Raw genomic sequence first — 18,856 nt, 5'->3', positions numbered from 1 at the left:
CCGTGCCGTCGGCCTGGGTGGCCGTCTCGTGCAGCGGGAAGACCGCGCGGGCCGGGCGCCCCGTCCCGAGCGGCTCCCCGTTGTACAGGTGCGTCACGTCACCGGCCACGAGGGCCTTGTCGTAGATCCGTACGTCGTCGATGGTGCCCGGGAAGAAGCTCGCCGCCGAGCCGGAGTAGTTGCCGGCGCCGATCTGCAGGCCCCGCCGCGCGTCCCACGCGGTGGAGTAACTCGTGGTCCCCTCCAGGGTGCCGTTGACGTACAGGGACAGCAGGTCGGTGGCCGCGTTGTAGGACCCGGCCAGGTGGTACCACTGGCCGGGCGACACCCCGCCGGCGGCTGCGGACATCGCCCGCACCGGGGTGGCCGAGGGCGAGTCGGAGCCGTACTGGTTGAACACCCACCGGTCGTATGCCTGCGAGTAGTACAGCTCGAAGCCCGGTGCGTAGTTGCCCGGCTGAGCGGCCACGATCGCAGCCGTGGTCGGCATCCGGTCGAGCTTCACCCGGGCCGCGACCGTCATGCTGTCGTTGGTGTGCGCGGTCGGGATGTCGGACTGGAGGTAGGAATCGGTCCCGTTGAAGTCGATCCCCGTGCCTGACTTGCCCGGCGCGCCCAGCGTCGGGGAGCCCACCACGCTCAGAGTCCGGTCACCGGCGGTGCCGACGGCCTGTGTCGCTCCCGAGGCGTCGTCCAACTGCCACTCCGCCCGCGCCGGCTGTCCCTCCTTGACCCGGAACTTGTACACCTCCGGCTCACCGCCGTTGCCGGCGCTGTCGAAGGCCTGCACGTAGAGGAAGTTCGTGCCGGCCCGCGTCGGCCGGAACATCACCGACTTCGCCGCACCGGACGAGGTGGTCACCGTGTGGTCGGTGTCGCACACCGGGTCCACGTTCACGCCGTAGCAGTACTTGACGACGTCCGTGGACGCCGAGTCGAAGGTGAAGGTGCCGTCGCGGCCGACCCGTCGTACGTCGGGTCGTTCGGATCGCTGTCGTCGACCGCCGGGTAGTCACCGGACGTGATCACCGGACCGGCCGGCACGCTGGTGTCGTACACCCAGTAGCAGTTCGTCGCCGAACCCCCGGACGACCACGGTGAGTAGCTGTAGTACGTGCCCTGGTCGTAGTCGACCGCGCGCGCCTGCCAGGCGAGCGTCTTGTTCTTGGGGATCGTCTTGCCGTTGGACAGGGTCGAGGGGAGCGTGGTGGAGAACGTCGACCCCGACTTCTTCGGCCCGATCTTCGACGAGGTCCACTGTGTGGTGAGGCCCTTGCCGTCCCCGGCGTCCCACGCCAGGGAGAACTGCACACTCACCTGATCGCCGTCCGGGTCGGTGACGTCGCTCGCGGTGATCGACGGCAGGGTGCGGATCCGCACGGCGGCCGACGGGCTGTGGCACGAGCCGCCGGGACTCATCGACAGCTGGGACATGCGGATCTGCTGGGGCGGCATGTTGTAGTGCACCCGCAGGTACGCGTCGTTGGTAAACCGCTTCCAGCCGTACGGATCCGATTCGTCGGAAGCCCGCAACCCGAAGGAGGTGGTCGAGGAGTTGTGTGCCGCCGCGTAGCGCACGCCGGTGGTGGCGTTGAACTCGACGTCGGAGGCCGAGCAGCCGGAGTAGCCGTGCGCCTCGTTCTGCGTGTCCAGGTGATCCAGCCAGTTGTCCGACGAGGAGTCCCACGTCGTGCCCGAGGTGAAGCCCTTCGTCCGCCACAGCTCGACCGGCCGCGCGCTGCACGAGGCCGCCCAGGTCTCATGCCCGATGAACGTGGCGTCCAGAATCGACTTCCCCGCGAACCTCGACGTGGGGAAGGAGTAGAACAGTCGCTTCACGTCGTACGGGGAGCAGTAGGACCAGGCGCAGTCCCCCACCCCCGAGTCCGAGTCGCCGTTGAAGTGATACTGCGGGCTCGAAGCCCACGTCTTCGACACCATCGTCCAGTCCCCCGCCTTGGGGGTGTACGTCTGGGGGTCGATGTACAGCGGGAACGACGTCCCCGCGCCGGCCAGCAGGGAGTGGGCGGGTGTCAGCGTCAGCTTCGAGTCGCCCGAGGCGCCCGAGTCGACGGCGACGGCGATCGGCGCCACGTGCGAGGTGTCGGTCGGCCCCTGTGTCGGGTCGTCGGTGTTCGCGCCCTGGGACACGGCCGTCGCCGTCACACGAGAGCCGGAGTCCCACATGATCGGCTGCGGCGCGGAGAACACCTCCCCACCACTCGCCGTGTCGGTGGCCGTCAGCCCCCCGCCCGCGGCGCGCGAGACATGGAGGCCGATCCCCCGCACCTTGAAGGTCAGCCGCGCCAGCGCGGAATTCTTCGCAGCCGCGGCGGTGTTGACCACGACCAGTTCATGGAACCCGTCGACGTCCGCGCGCACCTGCAGGTCCACGTTCGGCAGCACGTTCTTGTACGTCGCGGTGTCACCGCTGAGCGTCGGGGCCGGCAGCGCCGAGGGCCAGGCGTACGACAGCTTCCGCCCCGCCCGGTTCAAGGTCACCAGCGGGCCCGAACCGCCACCCGACAGCGTCATCCCCACCGCCGCCACCGCGGGCGCGATGCTGCCGTCCGGCTGCTTGACCAGGGTGTTGTCGATGGCCTTCCAGGCTCCGCCGACGCGCGCCCGAACCGGACGCAGATGCTGGTCCGTCTCCAGGCTGCCGTCCGGCGTGGCGTACGTCTCGCTGGACTCCGTCCGCAGCGATGTGATCTCCACGTTCTGGCCCGCGCCGGCCGCCTCCCGCACCGCCGCGCTCTGGGTGAGCGCCGTGCGGTGCGTGTTCGCGCCGGCGTCCTTCGTCGTTTTCGCGGTCTCGACCGGCGTCGCCGCGGCGGCCTGGCCCGCAGCCGCAAGGGCGGCCGCCGGTCCCGCCGCGGCCACAAGGGCCGACACAACTGTCACGATCAGTGCGCGACGCGAACGCGCCCGTCTGTCCCGACCAACTCCATGACCTCCCCAAACACGCGCGCCCCAAGGGTGTTTGGAAAGGTGCGCGATCAGGCGAGAACCGTAGATCTACATTTTCACGGCGGACAACAAAGTCATTCCCAAATTCAGCCCAAGCCGGGCGATATGATGGTTCGTCATTTATGAGCCACGCCTCGGGCGAGATGCCCTGCCTTGTCCGCTTCAGCACCCGTTGCGTCACCGGCGCCGAGCGGAGACGAGGACGGGTTTTATGTCATGCACAGGACAGACAGAAGTGGTCGCGAATTCGCCCGAGTTCGTGGGTCTTGTGGCGCATGAGCGAGGGGATCGAATGATGAACCAGGTAATTCTCCTATTCGATTCGATGAGAAATTACCAAGGAGAAGTCGAATTGAGGAGCGAGAGTCTGCTATACCGCCCACGAAGGAGCTGGGCCGACTTCGGGCGGCGAACGCCGCGGCCGCTTCCTCGAAGGACGCGGATTCAGGTCCCGGGACGGATCGTCGGCCACGATCAAGGAGAAAGAAAGCGAGCTGAACCGGCCTGACGGCAATGGAGGGATCTTGCACCCGACGGTGGCGGACATGCGACCGGATCTGCGGGGCTGGTGGGGTGGGCGCCCACCGCGGTCACCACACCCGCCGCCTCGGAACCGAGCCGCATCGGCAGGTTCGCCGGATCGGTCCCGAAGGCACCGCTGCGGTAGCCGAGACCCGCGGGGTCCACCCGCCGCTCCCTCAGCTGACCGCTTTCTTCCAGTCGCTTCAGTCGACGAGATACACGTCCGGCATCACCGACGCAACCTCCCACGTTTGCCCATACCGGCTGGTCGGCATCCGCGTCAGAACGCGCCCGGGGTGTCCAGCGGCCACCTGTCCGGCTCCGACGGACGGCGGTAGGCCATGGCCCGGCCGAGCCGCTCGCGCCGCGCCGCGTCGAGGGCGGCCTCGGCCGGGTGCGGCAGAAGGCCTCGGCAGTACTCCGCAAACCGGTCCCGTCGCTCCGGCCAGACGATCATCACCACCACGTGCAGAACCAGCGCGAACACCCCCCACGTCAGCAGGCCCGCGATCACACCCACCAGGATCTCGGCGGCATTCGCGGAGAACGCCCCGGTCGCGTACATCAGTTGGGCGGCGAGCCACCCTGCGAGCAGCGCGGCGACCAGAATCGCGGCGATCTGGAGGCGGTCCTCGGCGTGCCCAGACCAGCGCGGCCACCTGGCGTCCTCGGCCCGCAGGAAGGGATCGCGCCGCCGGCAGTGCTCGGCGTCCACGTACAGCCAGTTCAGCGGCCACGGCCCGGCGTGCCCGCGCAGCGTGGCCAGCACGGCGGCCGGGACCGGATGCTCCGGCGTCCGGGCGGTGTCCGCGCCTTGGTCGGTGACGGCCACCTGTCCGTCCTCCTCGATCCGGATCAGATCGGCCAGCAGCAGTTCGGCGGCGGCGGCCCGGTCCGCGCCCTGGTAACCGTCGACCGTGGCAACCGCGTGGTAAGGGTCGACGTGCGCCCCGTCCACCCGCGCGACGACGGCCCGGTCGGCCCGATCCCGGATCCACCACAGCACGCCGAGCACGGCGTACACCACGCCGAAGGCCGCCAACACGGCGAGGACCAGGTCCACTTGACTCACGGCGGTCTTCCTCTCGGACGCAGACGCCGACGGAGGCGGCGACAAGGACCCGGCGGACCAGGTCACGTGCCGGAGTTTCCCGTCCCGCGACGAATCCATGTGTGACACACGTCCGTTCGTACCGACCCGTGACATTCACGGCGGATCGCCGACGCGGGCAGGAATACTCGGTCGGACCCGACGGGGCTGTCTTTCCCTGGAGTCGGCGCCACATCGCCGAAGGGAGGGTCGGGACGGCGCCGACGCGCACGAGGAGGAGCGGGAACATCCGCAGGAGGGGTCGGGCCGCCTCGCCCTGCGATCCGCCACCCTGCCACTGATCATCGCCCTCACCACCGCGTGTCGGAAGTGGGCGTCGGTGCGGGATCTGCTGCCGGTGCGGGATGGCTGGCGGGCCGGGGCGGGCGGCCGGAGGGCTACTGCCACCGGCAGATGATCGACGCGGTGCGCTATCTCGTCGACAACGGCATCAAATGGCGGGCGATGCCGTCCGTTCCGCCCTGGCCGCAGGTGTATGCCTTCTTCGCCCGCTGGCGGGAGTGCGCCAAGAGCCCGACACGTAGGCCGGCGAGTGTCGGCCGTCCGCGTATCAGGCTGCGGCACAGACACCGTCAGGCGCTGCGCGGTCGGCGGCCCGACGTCTTCTTCGCGTCTCCTTCTTTAACGAGCTCGTGCATGGTTGGCGTTGGCACGTCGAGGGCCATGATCGTTGATCATGGTCGGTGTGGTGGGGAATCGGGTACGTGCAGCGATCATGCGAAGCCAGCGGATCACGGGTCTGGCGCCCGGAGTGATCGCCGAACTCGTCGCCGAGATCGGCCCGTTGTGGCACGAGCGGCACCAAGCCGGTCTCGCGTCGCGTCCCCGTCGCCGGGCCGTGGGTGCCGGGGCGAAACACAAGCTGGTCTTCGTCGATCGGCTCTTGGCCACCCTCGTCCACCTTCGTCATGGCGCCACCCATGACGTGCTGGCCTGCTGGTTCGGTGTCGACCGCTCCACCATCACTCGCACAATCGGTGAAGTACGGCCGCTGTTGGCGATGCGCGGCTGCACCGTCGCCACCGACGTCCGGCTGCGTACGCTCGCGGAGGTCATCGACCATCTCGGCGCAAGCGGGCAGACCGGGATTATCGACGGCACCGAGACCAGGGTCCGCCGCCCGGCTGCCGGACGCAAGGACCGGGAGAAGTTCATCTCCGGCAAGAACAAGCAGAACGCCGTGAAGTCCATGGTCGTCACGGACGCTGAAGGGCGGCTGCTGTTCTGTAGCCCAGCCGAACCCGCGAGCTGCGCGGACATCACCCATGCCCGGCAGTTGGGCCTGGTCCAGCTCCTGGCCAACGGACCGGCCGTGGAGATTCTTGCCGACGCCGGCTACCAGGGACTGGGCGCTCAGACAGGCGGGCGCGTAGTGACACCACCGCACCGCAAGTTCAAGAAGAACGCCCCGGACTGGTACGAGGAGATGCATGAACGCCAGCGCAAAGCCCACTCCTCCCGGCGTATCCGCGTCGAGCACGGCATCGCGCACTTGAAGAACTGGCGGGCCCTTGCCCGGCACCACGGCCGCCGCGAGCACATGACCGACATCGTCCAAGCCGTAGCCGGGCTCCTCTCGCACCAGCAGACCGCTACGCTCTCCGGCGATCCGCGAATGTGAACCTGAAGGGTGAGCCGCAGCCCTCGACGTGCCAACGCCAACCATGCACGAGCTCGTTAGGGCCCAGCAGCCGGCTTCGCTCTTCCTGCGCAGCACCTGGGGACGGTGTCGAAGGCCCGCCCGTACCCCGTGCCGGTCAGCAGCATGGCGGCCGGTGACCGCAGCATGGAGGAACTCCCGACAACCACTGCTGGTCATCAGGCTTTGAACAAGGGCGTGTCGGCTGGCGTCAGATCGGTGCGGACGCGGTGCAGCCGGGCCGGGTGACGGAAACGGCCGGCACTGTCCCGGGCGACGTCGGCGGCGATTTCCACCACCAGCTCGGGCTGTACGAGGGTGACGGTGAGGGTCTCTCTGGTGCCCCACCCAGCGGAGAACGTCCACCCTGTCCACGGATGCCCGGCCGCGGCCGGGACGAGCAGCCCGGACAAGAGCGTGCTGGCAGCGCGGGCCAGCGTGGTGGTGCGGCCGGTGTACTGCAGAAGCCCGCGGGCGTCGAGCCTGCCCAGCAGCAGGCTGCGGGGAGCGGCAAGGGACCCGGTGATCGCGCCGACGACCGCCTCCCGCCTTTCGCGCACCTTGTACTTGCGCCATCCGCGCACCGCCGGCCGGTAGGGGTCCTCGAGTCGCTTGAAGCAGACGCCCTCCATGCCGACGGCCGTCCACGACAGCCACTCGGTCGCGATGTCGGGGTCCGTGGTCGACGGGCACAGCGCCCACGGCGCCGACAGGAGGCGCTCGGCGAACAGGTCCTCCAGCGCGGTCCGGCGCCGACGGTACGGCCACGCCGTCGTCTCAGTGCCGGCCAGCCGCAGCACGTCGAAAGCAACGAAGTGGGACGGCCATGTCGCAGCCTCTACCGCCCCTGCTCCACGCCGCAGCCGGCCTTGGAGGCGCTCGAACGCCAGCCGCCCGGATTCCCACACCACCAACTCACCATCCAGCGCCGTCGCGTCCGGCAGCTGCGCCGTTGCCGCCACGATCTCGGGAAACATCTCTGCGAGATCGGTGCCGCGGCGCGAGCGCAGCACCACGTGCCCTGCCTCCGTGGAGAGCTGCGCGCGGAAGCCGTCCCACTTCGGCTCGGCCGCCCACCCCTGCGGCAGGTCGGAACTGGTCACGGCCGCAGCAAGCATCGGCTCGGGAAGTGTCCAGGTCACGGGCGCGGCATTCGGGCGGACGTCAGGCGGCGCTCTTCCATGGCATCAGCCTCACGCGCACCTCACCGCCCCGCATCCCGTCGAGGCGAGTTCCGGATCCCGCCTCGCCGGCGGGGGGCCCGAGAACGGATCTGGCGTCACTGTGACCGTTCAGGCTTGTTGGCGTTTGGTCATCAGGGTTGGCGAGTTCTCGCTGCAGGCGATCACGTCGCGCTGAGTAACGAGCAGATGCGGTGATCTGACCAGCGTCGGGTACGGCAGTGCTCCTGTTGACCCATGCGCGGAGTAATGAAGGCGAAGATCCGATCGGACTCATGCGGGCGCAGCCGGGCTAGCAGCCTGAACCGCCCCGGCGGGTCGGCGCCGTGGTTTCCGCGGGCACGGACGACTTCGGCGCGTCCGGTGATGAGTCCCGCAGACCGCCGAGCGCCAGGACCGTCATCACCACCGCGGCCCCCGCCGCCACACCGAAACCGCCGTGCGCACCGCCCGCGTCCACCACCCGCCCCGCGACCCCCGCGGCGCCCGCTATTCCTGCCGCGCTTGCGGAGTTACCCCAGGTAAATGCCTGGGTGAGGACGGCGCGCGGGACCGACGACTCGGTGAGGACGGAGGAGAGGATCAGCAGGACCGGCACGGCGAGTCCGGTCAGGGCGAGGGTGGCGCCGACCGCGAGAGGCGCGTCGAGGAAGGTCAGCGGGAGGCTCGCGAGGGTGAGGCAGGCGGCGGCTGCGGCCTGGCGGCGCCGGGGTGAGCCGCCGAGGCGCCATGCTCCGTAGGTCCAACCACCCACCAGATTGGTGCAGTTGGAGGCGAAATAGAGCAGCGCTGCCGCGTCCGGTGTGCCGCGTCCGACGGCATACGCGGCGACGGACACCTGCATCGCGCCGAAGAAGACCCCGAGCGCGAGGCCGAGCGCGACCTGCCTCAGGAATGCGGAGCGGAGCAGGGCGCGTCCGGCGTGCCGGCGTTCGGCGCGGCCGGTGAGGGGCGGCATGGTGCGGCGCTGGGCGGCGAGGGCGAGCCCGCCGACGACGACGAGCGCGGCGGCGAGCAGCACCCCGGAGCCTGGGCGGCCCGCCGCACCGAGGACGCTCACCAGGGCCGGGCCGGCCAGGTAGGACACGCCGTTGACGAGGGCCTCCAGGGCGAAGGCGGTGGGCAGCGCGGCAGCCCGTTCGCCGGACAGCAGGGCGGACCAGCGAGCGGCGGACAGGGCACCGAGCTGGGGCAGCGTTGCCCCGACGAGCACCCCGGCGACGAGGTCCGGAACGGCACCGGCGAGCAGCAGCGCCACGGCCCCGGCATGTGCGCCCAGCGCACAGGGAAGCACCCGCGCCTGCCCGAACCGGTCGACAAGGCGCCCGAGTTGGGGCCCGGCGACGGCATCCGCGACAGCAAATCCGCCGGTGACGAGACCCGCGGCGGCATACGACCCAGTGCGTGCGTGCACCAGCCAGACGATGCCGATCCCCGTCATGGCGATGCCCAGACGCCCGACAGCGGCGGAGAGGAAGAAGGCCGCGGCACCCGAAGTGCGCAGCAGCGTGCGGTAGTTCGCCGAAGCCGAAGGCACGGCGCATCCCTTTCGCCGCCCGGCGGGACGCGCCACACGGGGTCGTCGGCGTCCGGATGTGCCGACCCGTGGCTGCGCCTGAAGCCGTCCAGTGGTGGCGTGGAGCGGGGACGCGCACCCCACGCCGACTCCGTCACCGGGCAGATGTCATGCGGTAGTTGATGATTTCCTCGAGGATAAAGGAACGGCGCGCAGATACGAACTGCTGGCCTGACCAGCGATCTCGCTCAGGAAGAGCTACACCCAGCACTCTTCGTGACCAACGAAGCCCCTTCTCCCGCCAGCTATCTCGAACAAAACCCGCCAACCCGCGTGAACAGAAACCGCGCGAGCAGCGAAACCGCCCCGCCTCAATCGCCAACGGTCACAGTCACTGTGACTGAGCGCGCTACTTGGCCAGCCTGGCCAAGTAGCGCGCTCGGGGTTCTGCGCCGACATTACTCCTCAGGAAGCGGACTTCAGAGCGGCGGTAGGTTTCGCCAGCTCAGGGGATCGCACTCTGCTTGAGCACAAGGAGTTCCGGCTCCTGCGAGGTCGGCCACATGTCGACGAGGTATCCCCGGTCCGGCTGGTCCGGAATGATGACGCTTCGGCAGGGGAGGCGGTCCGCACACGTCGCCTATCGCACGGCGACGTGATCCCCGGTCGACGACTTCGCTCCGGAGGTGGAGTTCCCGTAGTACGTCCACCGCCACGTCCCCGGCCCGGTGGCGTTCACCGTGGTCTTGAGTGCCCCCGTACTACTCGATTTCGCTTTCTTGATCGTCGTGTACGAGGAGGCGCCCGCCGCCTTGAACTGCAGGCTCACCGTGCGGCCCGCGTAGCCCTGGTACGTGTGGGTGTCCCAGTTCGCCCGTGTGACCCGCCCGGTCACGGTGATGGTCTTCCCTTTCGTGACCGGCTCCGGCGAGGCGTTGACGGTGACGCGTGTGGCCCGCTTGACCTGCAAGGGGAGGTTCATGTCGTCAGTGTCGTGGGCGTCGCCGGCGAGAAAGACCCGAGCAGCAGTTTTCCAGGTGCCGGCATCCTCGTTCCCGAAGTCATAGTTCCGCGGGTCGATGTACAGCCATTCCTCGAAGTCGCAGATTCCCTGCGCCGCGTCCACGACCTTGCAGTCGCTGGTGATGATGGAGCTGTGCAACGTGTCCCCAGAGTCGGGCTTCCCCCGGTAGGGGAACACGGTCGGCCCGTAGTCGTATTTGAGCTTGGTCGTCATTCGGAAGGCCGCACGCACCTCGACCTCCTCCTTGACCCCGATCACGATCGGCTTCCCGCCGTTCACCGCGACCCGAGAGAAGGAGACCCCGCCCTCCGCCGCCCCAGCCGGCACCGCCGCCACCCCTGTGAACACGATCGCCGCTCCACCGGCCGCCACCGCTCTCCACATCGTCGTCCCCATCCTCGAGCCCGCCCTTTCCCCTGCAGCCCGGACCGAGCGCGTAGGCGCATCGGCCGGAGATTCATCCTCGCGGCTGAATGTCGGACAGGAGAGAACTGTGCGCGGTTGTACGCGATGCGGCAACGATTTGATCACCACGGCATCGCCCTGGTCTGGCTCCCGGGAGGGCCCCGATGGCTTCACGGAGGATCCGGTGATCAGCCTTCCGCGTGCCTGTCTCCGCAGCGGAACAGGTACGCCCGAAATTCGCGCATCCGCCGCTGGGTCGTCCGTGTTCTGCCTCCACGCAAGAACTGAGCGCCAGAGTGGCCAACTGTCGTGCGCAGTGGCCAACTATCCCGCCGACCACAGCGGCCTGTGACCGTTCGCAATAGTTGGCGGTTCGCCCGTGGAGCCCTCGCAGGTCATGGCACGTCTGTTCATCGCGGTTGGCGAGACCTGTTCATGGGTGTTGGCGGATCCGAGACCCGATCCGGGCAGGCCACCAGCGGGCGTGCCGTACGCCGCGGATCGCGAGGTCGGGTACGTCGGTCAGTCGCTCCAGCAGGACCGGGATCTCCTCGGGCACGGCCCCGGGGTGCTCGCGGAGTTGGTCAAAAGGCAGGCGGGATCGGCGATGATGGGGCGTCGAGAAGTCCATGATCTTGGAAGGGCACGTCATCCGCCGACGGCGTCCTCGGCCTCCCAGCGCAGCAGGTCGCCCGGCTGGCACTTGAGCACCTCGCAAAGCGCGGCGAGCGTCGCGAAGCGCACCGCCTTGGCGCGGCCGTTCTTGAGTACCGCCAGGTTGGCGGGCGTGATCCCCACGCGGTCCGCGAGTTCGCCCACGGACATCTTGCGCCTGGCCAGCAATACGTCGATGTCGACGGTGATCGGCATCAGATCACCTCGTCCAGCTCGGCCTGCATCTGTGCCGCTTCGACGTCGCGCGCGACGGCCTGGGCGAGCAGCATCCGCAGCACGAGCACGATGAGCGCGACCCCCAGGATGGCCAGGCCGATCCCGCCCATGATGACGGTGACACCCGGGTCGTCCCGCTGGCCCGGCGCATTGACGGCCGTGACCGCGAACCACACAAGGGCAGCCGCCACGATCGCGCCGATCACGCCGTCCACGTACCGGAAGGCGGCGTGGGAGAACACGGTTCCGCGTCGCACCATCGCCACCAGCCGCCATACACAGACCAGCGCGACCTGGACCGACACCATGCCCAGCATCGTGATCACGCGCAGCGCGGTCAGCGGGAGCGAGCCGTCCTCCGGGTCGCTCCCGCTGACCAGCGCCCACACCATCCCTGCCTGTACGAACACGGTGCCGGCGAGCACCACCACGAGCACGGCGCGCAGCGCACGCACTGTCAGCTTTCCCACGGCCCATCCTTCCATCGAATGACGATGGGAATCTATCGAGATTCGATAGGTAAAACAAGGGCTGGGACGGAGAGTGGTGGCAGGTTCGCACGGTGGCGGGACGCCGCCGCCTCTCATGGTGTGGCGGTTGCGTGAGCGGTCTTGATCTTGTCGAAGTCCCCTGGGTGTCAACCATCGAGATCAGGTGTCACCTGTCTCGACAAGTCGCGGCAGCTCCGGTGGTCGACTCAGGGCCGCCGCCAGCCAGCGTGAACGTCCGCCACCTGTCGCGAACAGTCACACGGCCACTGCTCGGAGAGGGGCAGCATCGAAACCACTCGTTCGAACTCTTGTACTATTCTGCGTTATGGTGGATACCTGGAGAGGAACCAGGTCAGGGGAGGGACAGGCGATAGACGGAGGTGCGGGGCCGTGGATTTACTCATCTGCACGTCGCCTCCGGCTACTCGGCCCGCTACGGCGCATCCCTCCCCGGTGCCCTCGTGCAGCGCGCCGCCGAGCGCGGGATGACGACGCTCGCGCTGACCGACCGGGACACCGTCGCGGGCACGGTCCGCTTCGCCACCGCCGCCGCGGCCGCCGGGATCCGCCCCGTCTGCGGTGTCGACGTCGGCGTCGCCCCGCTCACCCCGCCCGACCCGGCCGCCGGACGGCCGCGTACGCCCGTGCGCGGCGGTGCTCACGTGCTGGAGCCGCCGCTGCGGATCACCCTGCTCGCGCAGAACGCGGCCGGGTGGGCACGGCTGTGCCGTCTGGTGTCCGCCGCGCACGCCGAGGCCGACGGCTCCCTGCCGGTCGTGTCCTGGCCCACCTTGCGCCAGTACGCCGACCAGGACCTGGTGGTGCTGCTCGGTCCCGCATCCGAACCCGTGCGGGCTCTGTCCGCCGGCCGCCCCGACGTCGCCGAGCGGCTGCTCGCGCCGTGGCGGGAGCTGGCCGGAGAACGACTGCGACTGGAAGCTGTGTACCTGGGTCGGCAGGGCACTGGCCCCGGATCCTTGCGGCTGGCCGCGCGCTCCGTGGGCCTGGCCGACCAGCTCGGCGTCCCTACGGTGCTGACGAACGCGGTCCGCTACGGCGACCCCGACCAGCGCTGGCTGGCCGACGTGCTGGATGCGGCCCGGCTGCTGCGGCCCGTCGACCGCCGCCACCTGGACGGCGGCGAGCGGTGGCTGAAGGGCCCGGCTGGCATGACCGCGGCCGCCGAGCGGATAGCCCAGGCCGTCGGCGACGAGAGGACCCGGGCCGTACGCCTGTTGGCCGAGACCGAGGCCACCGGCCAGTCCTGCGCCCTCACTCCAGCCGATCTCGGGCTGGGACGGCCTCACTTCCCCGAACCGTCCGTGGTGGGCGCCACCGGCGAGCACGGTTCGGCGAAGCGACTGCTGCGGCAACGGTGCGAGGCCGGCATGGTGGCTCGCGGCCTGTTCCAGCTTGATTCTGTGTCAACTTCAGCTGTGTTGCTCTTGCCACCTGGTCTCCGCCACTACCTACTTGCCCTGGCGCATCAGCAGGCGTCTGTGCGTGGCCTTCAGGCCGTGGGTTCGCATTCGGCGAGGCGGTTGATGTCGGCACTGTTTAGCACCTTCGGGCCGCTGCCTTTGAGTCCGACGACGGCGATCACCGCCCGGCCCAGGTTCTCGGTCGTGGTCACATGGCCCGGTGCCAGTCGGCGCAGGACGGGATACAGCCACGACGTCGAGCGGTACGTCAACCGGTAGGCGGCGGCCTTGGACACGGCGCCGTGGCGCGGCTGGATGTAGCCGGGCCGGAACATGTAGGCGTGGAAGGGCATCGCCAACAGCTCGTTCTCCGTACGGCCTTTTACGCGAGCCCACATGGAACGACCCTTTTCCGTGCTGTCGGTACCCTCCCCCGAGACGTACGTGAAGGTCAGGGAGGGGTTGGCGGCGCTCACGGCCCGGGCAGCCGCCAGCGTGTAGTCGTATGTGATGCGCGTGTACCGCTCCTCGCTGCGCCCCGCTGCGGAGACGCCGAGGCAGTAGAAGCAGGCGTCCAATCCCTTCCAGTCGTCCTCGATCGCTGCGAAGTCGGTGAAGTCCCGGTGAACGATCTCGCGGACCTTCGGGTGATCCACGTTCACCGGAGCGCGGACGATGAGCAGAATCTCCTGGATGCCGCCGTCCATCAGGCAGGCGCGCAGCACGGCCTGCCCCACCATGCCGGACGCTCCGAAGATGACCACACGCATGACTGCTCCAGATGACAGATGGGGTAGGAAGGTGAATGGGGCCGTCAGGCTGCGGCACGGGCAAGGGTCACCAGCAGCTCCCGCAGCGCGGGAACAACCTCCATGCGCAGCGCAGCCAAGGTTCGGGTCGGAGTCGAGGGCGGCAAGCATGCCGAACCGAGAACCTGAGAAACTCGGTCTCGTCGTTCAACATGCGGCGCGACAGAAGCTGTTCACCGTCCGCGTTGATCACCACGCCAGCGGTGATGCGCCTTGCCGATGTCCACCCTGGACCGGATCTGGGGCACGGCCACCTCCGCCAGCGTGCCCCGACACGTCTCCCGCGGACGACCTCGCTGACGTGGTCCCCGGCAGCGATCGCAGTCGCATCTCCCCATGGGCGGTCGAGTCGTCGCGGGGGGGGTCCGGGCGGCCAAGGGCCGTGAGCCATCGGGTCTCCCGCAGGACAGACATACCGGGAGGGCTTCACAGTGAACCGCGTGAGGACGCCGTGGAGCTGGATAAAGGCGCCGCCGCGGCTGGGCAACCCGCTCACCGGCCTCGCGAACACCGTGACAGGGCCGATGCCCGGCTGCCGCCGTTCCACGGCCGGGACCGGAGCGGAGCCGACCGCATCCGAAACGGCCCCGGCAGCAGTCCCTGGGGGGCGCGGCGCTTCGGTCCGACACCCCCACGGGAGCCGGGTCAGAGGTTCTGCTCGACGCGTGTGCCGTTGCCCGGGGTGGCGAGGGACTTCCACAGGTCGCTGCCGCCGCCGGTGATCGCCGCGCGGAACTCCTCCCAGTACCACTCGGGGCCCAGCAGGTGCTTGGCGCGGGGGATGATCTCGCCGTCAGGGCCGGAGTAGTAGCGCACGCGCTCGCTGCGGTTGTCGGTGGCGGCGCGGAAGATGACGTCGGCGGCCACCGAGGGGGCGGAGCCGAACTGGGCCTGCGGCGAGGCGAAGAACGCCGCCATCTCGGGCTGGTAGTCGGTGGGGATGTCCGCGGCGATGTCCATCTTCGAGAAGATCGCCGTGGTGTGGGTGCCGGGGAAGATCGCCTTCACGGACACGCCGAACGGCGCCAGTTCGATGTTCAGGCCTTCGCTGAGGGTGGCCACGGCCGCCTTGGAGGCGGCGTAGGCGGAGGTGTACGGGTAGCCCTGCTCGGCGCTGATGGACGACGCCCTCCTCTACCGCTACTTCGGCAGCAAACTGGATCTCTTCGACACCGTCTACAGCCGCCTGGTCACCGACACGGTGGACGCGGTCCCCCTGGACGCCACGGACCTGCCTGGCTACGTAGGACGGTTGTACGACCACTACGCCGACCACCCCCACATCGTCCGCCTCACGGTCTGGCACCAGCTGGAACGCCCCGACCAGCCGCTGCCCGACGCGGTCGGCGCCGCCACCAAGAAGAAGATCGACAACATCGCGGCAGCCCAGAAGGCCGGTGTCCTCCCGCCCACCCTGCCGCCCGGCGAGGTCCTGGCGCTCATCACCCACCTCTCGCTCATCAACACCCCCCTCGGTTCGGCGGCCGAGGGCGCGGTCGACCGCGATCGCCGACGTGCCCTCGCGGTCGAGACCACCCGGTCCGCTCTCGCCGTGTGACGATCCTGCCGCCCGGGGCGACAGGATCACCTCCGCGGGGAAGCCGGTGCCGCCGTCTTGATGGCACGTTCGCCGATCAGGCCACCGCCCCAGCCGAGGAGGAGCTCGTACACCCCTTGCGATGGCGTCGTACGGAAGCTGCACCTGCGCTGGGTGATCGCGGTTAGGGATCCGAGGGCCGGTACTGAACGGGCAGCACTCGAACAACGCCGTCGCTGCCGGCCGCCTCGCGCAGCTGCTGGTTTTCCACCTCCAGGACGTGCACGACCCGCACCAGCTGCTGAACGTCCGCGCGCAGCCGGTCGCGCTCGGCGCGCAGGCGGGTGAGCTTCTGCTGCAGCTCGTCGTTGGTCCGTTGCAGGTTGTCGGCGACCTTCGGCCGCATGTCCTGCATCCGCACCAGGGCATAGAAGAGGTCCTTCAAGCCGGTGTGCTTGTGGGTGAGCTTGTTGCGCTTGAGCCCCGCTTCCTCGGCGAGGGACTTGATCGTCAGCTGGCCGTCCGAGTGCAGAGGAGCGCCCACCAGCAGACGGATCATCGCGTCGGTGATCGCCTCAATCTCGGCGGTATCGCCAGGGCGCGACGGGCTCGCCGCCGCGGCGGCCATCGCGAGTACCCGGCCCACCGTCTCGGCAATGCCCGCTGCGGCTGGCGTCGCGTGGTCATCCGTGCCGTCGGCCTGCTCGACGCGGGCCGGGGAGTCATCCTGCGCTGTCGTCATGTGCTGTCCTTGCTGGCCGTCCGATCTGCTGCGGCCTCATGCCCTTGAATGATCCTCACTCTGCTTGAGCGGCACAGCTCGAGCCGGCGCCGTAGCGGGTGGGGCAGGCGCGGGTCGGCGCAGTCGGTGTCGATGTGGGCGAGCTGCTCGCGGGCACGCTGCATGTGGGTGTCGGTGCGGGAGATGTTCGCGCAGGCCGGGTTGCAGCGGTTCCAGTTCGGGGTGCGCATGGACGGCTTCGTGCCCTTGGCCAGGCCTGGATCACACAGCGCCTTGTAGGGATCGAGGTTGCAGGTCAGCAGCGCTTGCGGGTCTTCGAAGATCTGCAGCCGGGGGGTTGTTGCGCAGCGCTTTCATCTGGCCCTTGGTGGCGAAGGCGCCGGCGTAGCGGACGGTGAACTCGTCCGCGGCGGCGATGTAGCGGTCGGCAGCTGGCCCGCTGACCTTTTCTCCGGCGGACATCCGGTCGTCGGCCTCCGCCAGCGCGTCGGCCAAGGCCAGGGTCTTCTCGAAGTCGAGGATCTCGAGCATGTCGGCCTTGGTGCGCCCGCCGTACGACTCGGCCAGGGAGCTTCCGACATGTCCGTATTGCAGGCCGAGGGCGATGCGGCCGCCGGGGCGGCGGTAGATGAACCAGGCCACGGTGCGGCGCAGGCGGCGAAGCGTGATCGGGCCGTGAGGATCCGGCGGGATCAGCTCTTGGGAGCGGCCGAGCCGGGTGGCGGTCGCGTTCGCCCAGTCGATGAACGACTTGATGCGCCCGATGAACCGGTTGGGGTCCAGCCCCTCCGCGCGAATCTCGGTCTGGGTGGGTTCGAGGGTGCGGACGGTCAGGGACCGGGGGAACAGCAGCCGGTCGTCGTGGAGCTGCTCCAGGATCTTCACGGCTCGGTCGACGAGTTCGGTGACCGTCCAAGGCTCAGGGCGGATCTCGCCTCCGGGCAGGGTGTTGCCCTCCTCGTCGGTGACGCCCTTGAAGTGCCGGCCGGTGATGCGGTGCCGGACGGTGCCGTCCTCGCGCTCCTCCTGGCTGGAGCAGCCGCGTTCGAGATGGAGGACTTCCTCGGGACTGCCCGGCGTGGGCGCGAAAATCAAGGACTCGCTCATCCACGACTTCGTGGAACATCCCGCCGGCACCCCCGCCCCCGACGGGCGCGACCTGGCGGGCAGTGCCTGGTCCAGCGTCCGCTTCGACATCGTCCTCGCTCCCGCGCACGACGCCGGGGCAGGCACTCCTTCGACCGACGGGAGTCTGTGAATGAACAGCCAGGACAACAGACACGCGACCGGCCTGCGTGTGGCCGTGGTCGGCGGAGGAATCGGCGGTCTCGCCACCGCGGCGTTCCTGCACCGCGCCGGGATCGCGTCGACCGTGTACGAGCAGGCGCCCGCCCTGGCCGAGGTCGGTGCGGGTCTGGTCGTCTCTCCCAACGCCGTGCGACTGCTGCGCAGTCTCGGCCAACTGGACCGCCTTCGCGGGAGAGGGGGACGGCTCCTGCGGTTCCGTCTCTTACGACGACACCGTCGTGCACACCGCCGACGGCTGGCGGATCAGCCATCGCAAAGTGTCGCTACGCCGTACTCCCTTGAGCGGGATGACGGAGTCCGGCTGACCAGGCATGTCTCGCCTGGACCTAGCCGGTGAGGGCAAGATTGTGCAGGCGGGCGATACCGAGCAGGGCGTGGTGGACCGTCGCCTTTGAGGCGGCAGTCGCGAAGGATCTTCCAGGTCTTCATACGGTCCAAGACATGCTCGACGCGGGCTCGGACTTTGCGGTGGGAGGCGTTGTGCTCCTCTTTCCAGGCGAGAAGTTCGGCTTGGCCACGCTCGCGGCGGTGCGGGATGACCAGGTTCGTGCCGCGGTATCCGCGGTCTGCGATGACGGTGGCCCCGCCGATGGCGGCCTTGGCACCGGACAGTTCTCATGCCTTGCAGTCGTTCCGGTTGCCGGGCAGAGGCCGGCCGACGGCGACGAGCCGGGTGTCGGCGTCGATGACGACCTGGCGGTTGGTGGTATACCGGTAATTCAGGCTCCCCGCAGACGGCACAGTCACGCTCGTCGATGGATCCCACGACGACCGGGTGACCACAGAAGTCGCAAGGCCGCGTGGCCTCATCAGCCGACTGCTCGAGAGGCGGCTCCAACTCGTCGCTCATGGCCGTCATGCTGCCAGGTCGTCTACCACCTGACACCGACCCACCACCTTGACCAAAGACATAGGGGCACCCCCCCGCCCCTACAGCGCGCCCAACAAGACGACCAGCAGCAGCGCGGGCACATCCAAGTGCCATGAAGAGAGCGACCGCCCCGTGGTGAGCTCGGGCAGACGCTCCCTCGGCGACCTCCCACCGCACGAAGGGAACCATGCGTGCCGAGACCCTGCGCCGCGCCCTCCCCCGGGTCGGTCGCGTACGCACCGGACTCGCCGTCGTCATACCGGGCTCATATCGAGCCTCTACCAAGCATGACGGCTTCCGGCCGGGGGGGGGGGGTCATTGGGGGCCCCCCCCGCCGGAGACAAACCCCCCCTTCGTCCCTCGGGTGATAGCTCGTTAGCCATCTGGGGCCGGGCGGGCAACAAGGAGCCATACGCGT

18 protein-coding genes and 3 pseudogenes are annotated in these 18,856 nt (G+C 69.2%); 6 read left to right on the top strand and 15 right to left on the bottom strand.

The window, feature by feature from the left end; translation table 11 throughout:
• From ACFWWR_RS45775 to ACFWWR_RS45765, 3 genes are all read right to left on the bottom strand, one after another.
• A partial coding sequence (locus ACFWWR_RS45775; RefSeq protein ID WP_384310249.1) for a LamG domain-containing protein occupies positions 1-898 on the bottom strand: 898 nt, incomplete at its 3' end.
• Complete coding sequence (locus ACFWWR_RS45770; RefSeq protein ID WP_384310247.1) at positions 895-2,895, bottom strand: hypothetical protein; 2,001 nt, start codon at positions 2,893-2,895, stop codon at positions 895-897. The genes ACFWWR_RS45775 and ACFWWR_RS45770, both read right to left, overlap by 4 nt.
• Positions 2,896-3,772: 877 nt before the next feature.
• Complete coding sequence (locus ACFWWR_RS45765; protein WP_384310244.1) at positions 3,773-4,564, bottom strand: hypothetical protein; 792 nt, start codon at positions 4,562-4,564, stop codon at positions 3,773-3,775.
• A 432-nt stretch (positions 4,565-4,996) separates the two neighbouring features.
• Here ACFWWR_RS45765 and ACFWWR_RS45760 point away from each other — a divergent pair.
• Both ACFWWR_RS45760 and ACFWWR_RS45755 read left to right on the top strand, forming a co-directional pair.
• Positions 4,997-5,047, top strand: a pseudogene (locus ACFWWR_RS45760) (hypothetical protein); the annotation flags it as partial.
• A gap of 271 nt (positions 5,048-5,318) precedes the next feature.
• Positions 5,319-6,224, top strand: a complete 906-nt coding sequence (locus ACFWWR_RS45755; protein ID WP_384310241.1) for a transposase family protein — start codon at positions 5,319-5,321, stop codon at positions 6,222-6,224.
• Positions 6,225-6,421: 197 nt separating this feature from the next.
• On the opposite strand, the gene ACFWWR_RS45750 is transcribed toward ACFWWR_RS45755, so the two are convergent.
• The 6 genes from ACFWWR_RS45750 to ACFWWR_RS45725 form a co-directional block, all read right to left on the bottom strand.
• Positions 6,422-7,360: an ATP-dependent DNA ligase gene (locus ACFWWR_RS45750; protein ID WP_384310255.1), complete on the bottom strand. Its 939-nt coding sequence runs from the start codon at positions 7,358-7,360 to the stop codon at positions 6,422-6,424.
• A 355-nt stretch (positions 7,361-7,715) separates the two neighbouring features.
• On the bottom strand, positions 7,716-8,960 hold the full coding sequence (locus ACFWWR_RS45745; protein WP_384310238.1) for an MFS transporter: 1,245 nt from the start codon (positions 8,958-8,960) through the stop codon (positions 7,716-7,718).
• A gap of 619 nt (positions 8,961-9,579) precedes the next feature.
• Entirely contained in the window at positions 9,580-10,347 is a 768-nt protein-coding gene (locus ACFWWR_RS45740; protein ID WP_384310236.1) for a hypothetical protein, read from the bottom strand.
• A 454-nt stretch (positions 10,348-10,801) separates the two neighbouring features.
• On the bottom strand, positions 10,802-11,020 hold the full coding sequence (locus ACFWWR_RS45735; RefSeq protein WP_384310233.1) for a hypothetical protein: 219 nt from the start codon (positions 11,018-11,020) through the stop codon (positions 10,802-10,804).
• Complete coding sequence (locus ACFWWR_RS45730; RefSeq protein WP_384310231.1) at positions 11,017-11,238, bottom strand: helix-turn-helix domain-containing protein; 222 nt, start codon at positions 11,236-11,238, stop codon at positions 11,017-11,019. The genes ACFWWR_RS45735 and ACFWWR_RS45730 overlap by 4 nt, the downstream gene beginning before the upstream one ends.
• Positions 11,238-11,729 carry a DUF2975 domain-containing protein gene (locus ACFWWR_RS45725; RefSeq protein WP_384310229.1) on the bottom strand — a complete coding sequence of 164 codons (492 nt, stop codon included), beginning with the start codon at positions 11,727-11,729 and terminating at the stop codon, positions 11,238-11,240. The genes ACFWWR_RS45730 and ACFWWR_RS45725 overlap by 1 nt, the downstream gene beginning before the upstream one ends.
• 401 nt (positions 11,730-12,130) lie before the next feature.
• On the opposite strand from ACFWWR_RS45725, the pseudogene ACFWWR_RS45720 reads away from it, so the two are divergent.
• Positions 12,131-13,156: pseudogene (locus ACFWWR_RS45720) on the top strand (PHP domain-containing protein); the annotation flags it as partial.
• A gap of 104 nt (positions 13,157-13,260) precedes the next feature.
• Here the strand turns inward: ACFWWR_RS45720 and ACFWWR_RS45715 are convergent.
• Together ACFWWR_RS45715 and ACFWWR_RS45710 are read right to left on the bottom strand one after the other, a co-directional pair.
• Positions 13,261-13,941: an NAD-dependent epimerase/dehydratase family protein gene (locus ACFWWR_RS45715; RefSeq protein WP_384310226.1), complete on the bottom strand. Its 681-nt coding sequence runs from the start codon at positions 13,939-13,941 to the stop codon at positions 13,261-13,263.
• A 684-nt stretch (positions 13,942-14,625) separates the two neighbouring features.
• Positions 14,626-15,099 (bottom strand): SDR family NAD(P)-dependent oxidoreductase, encoded by a 474-nt coding sequence (locus ACFWWR_RS45710; RefSeq protein ID WP_384310252.1) that lies wholly within the window; start codon positions 15,097-15,099, stop codon positions 14,626-14,628.
• Between ACFWWR_RS45710 and ACFWWR_RS45705 the strand changes: the two genes are divergently transcribed.
• The gene (locus ACFWWR_RS45705; RefSeq protein ID WP_384310224.1) at positions 15,098-15,538 is read left to right on the top strand and encodes a TetR/AcrR family transcriptional regulator; all 441 of its coding nucleotides are present in this window, start codon (positions 15,098-15,100) and stop codon (positions 15,536-15,538) included. The two genes, ACFWWR_RS45710 and ACFWWR_RS45705, sit on opposite strands and share 2 nt — an antisense overlap.
• A 163-nt stretch (positions 15,539-15,701) precedes the next feature.
• Here the strand turns inward: ACFWWR_RS45705 and ACFWWR_RS45700 are convergent, their stop codons facing one another.
• The 3 genes from ACFWWR_RS45700 to ACFWWR_RS45690 are packed head-to-tail and all read right to left on the bottom strand — an operon-like array spanning position 15,702 to position 17,366.
• Positions 15,702-16,259, bottom strand: coding sequence for a hypothetical protein (locus ACFWWR_RS45700; protein WP_384310222.1), 558 nt, complete (start codon positions 16,257-16,259; stop codon positions 15,702-15,704).
• A complete protein-coding gene (locus ACFWWR_RS45695) occupies positions 16,256-16,489 on the bottom strand; it encodes a hypothetical protein (protein WP_384310219.1) in 234 nt (77 codons plus the stop codon). Before ACFWWR_RS45695 ends, ACFWWR_RS45700 begins: the two co-directional genes overlap by 4 nt.
• A gap of 31 nt (positions 16,490-16,520) precedes the next feature.
• Entirely contained in the window at positions 16,521-17,366 is an 846-nt protein-coding gene (locus tag ACFWWR_RS45690; RefSeq protein WP_384310215.1) for a hypothetical protein, read from the bottom strand.
• Positions 17,367-17,376: 10 nt separating this feature from the next.
• Here ACFWWR_RS45690 and ACFWWR_RS45685 point away from each other — a divergent pair, with 10 nt between their 5' ends.
• Positions 17,377-17,517, top strand: a complete 141-nt coding sequence (locus ACFWWR_RS45685; RefSeq protein WP_384310213.1) for a hypothetical protein — start codon at positions 17,377-17,379, stop codon at positions 17,515-17,517.
• Complete coding sequence (locus tag ACFWWR_RS45680) at positions 17,518-17,904, top strand: FAD-dependent monooxygenase (protein ID WP_384310211.1); 387 nt, start codon at positions 17,518-17,520, stop codon at positions 17,902-17,904.
• Here ACFWWR_RS45680 and ACFWWR_RS45675 read toward each other — a convergent pair.
• Positions 17,894-18,293: pseudogene (locus ACFWWR_RS45675) on the bottom strand (transposase); the annotation flags it as partial. The gene ACFWWR_RS45680 and the pseudogene ACFWWR_RS45675 sit on opposite strands and share 11 nt — an antisense overlap.
• Positions 18,294-18,856: the final 563 nt, after the last annotated feature.

The sequence above is a fragment of the Streptomyces sp. NPDC058678 genome (assembly GCF_042714835.1).
Lineage (GTDB): Bacteria > Actinomycetota > Actinomycetes > Streptomycetales > Streptomycetaceae > Streptomyces.
Note: the sequence above shows the minus strand (reverse complement) of the source record. Positions and strands in the feature narration are given on the sequence as shown.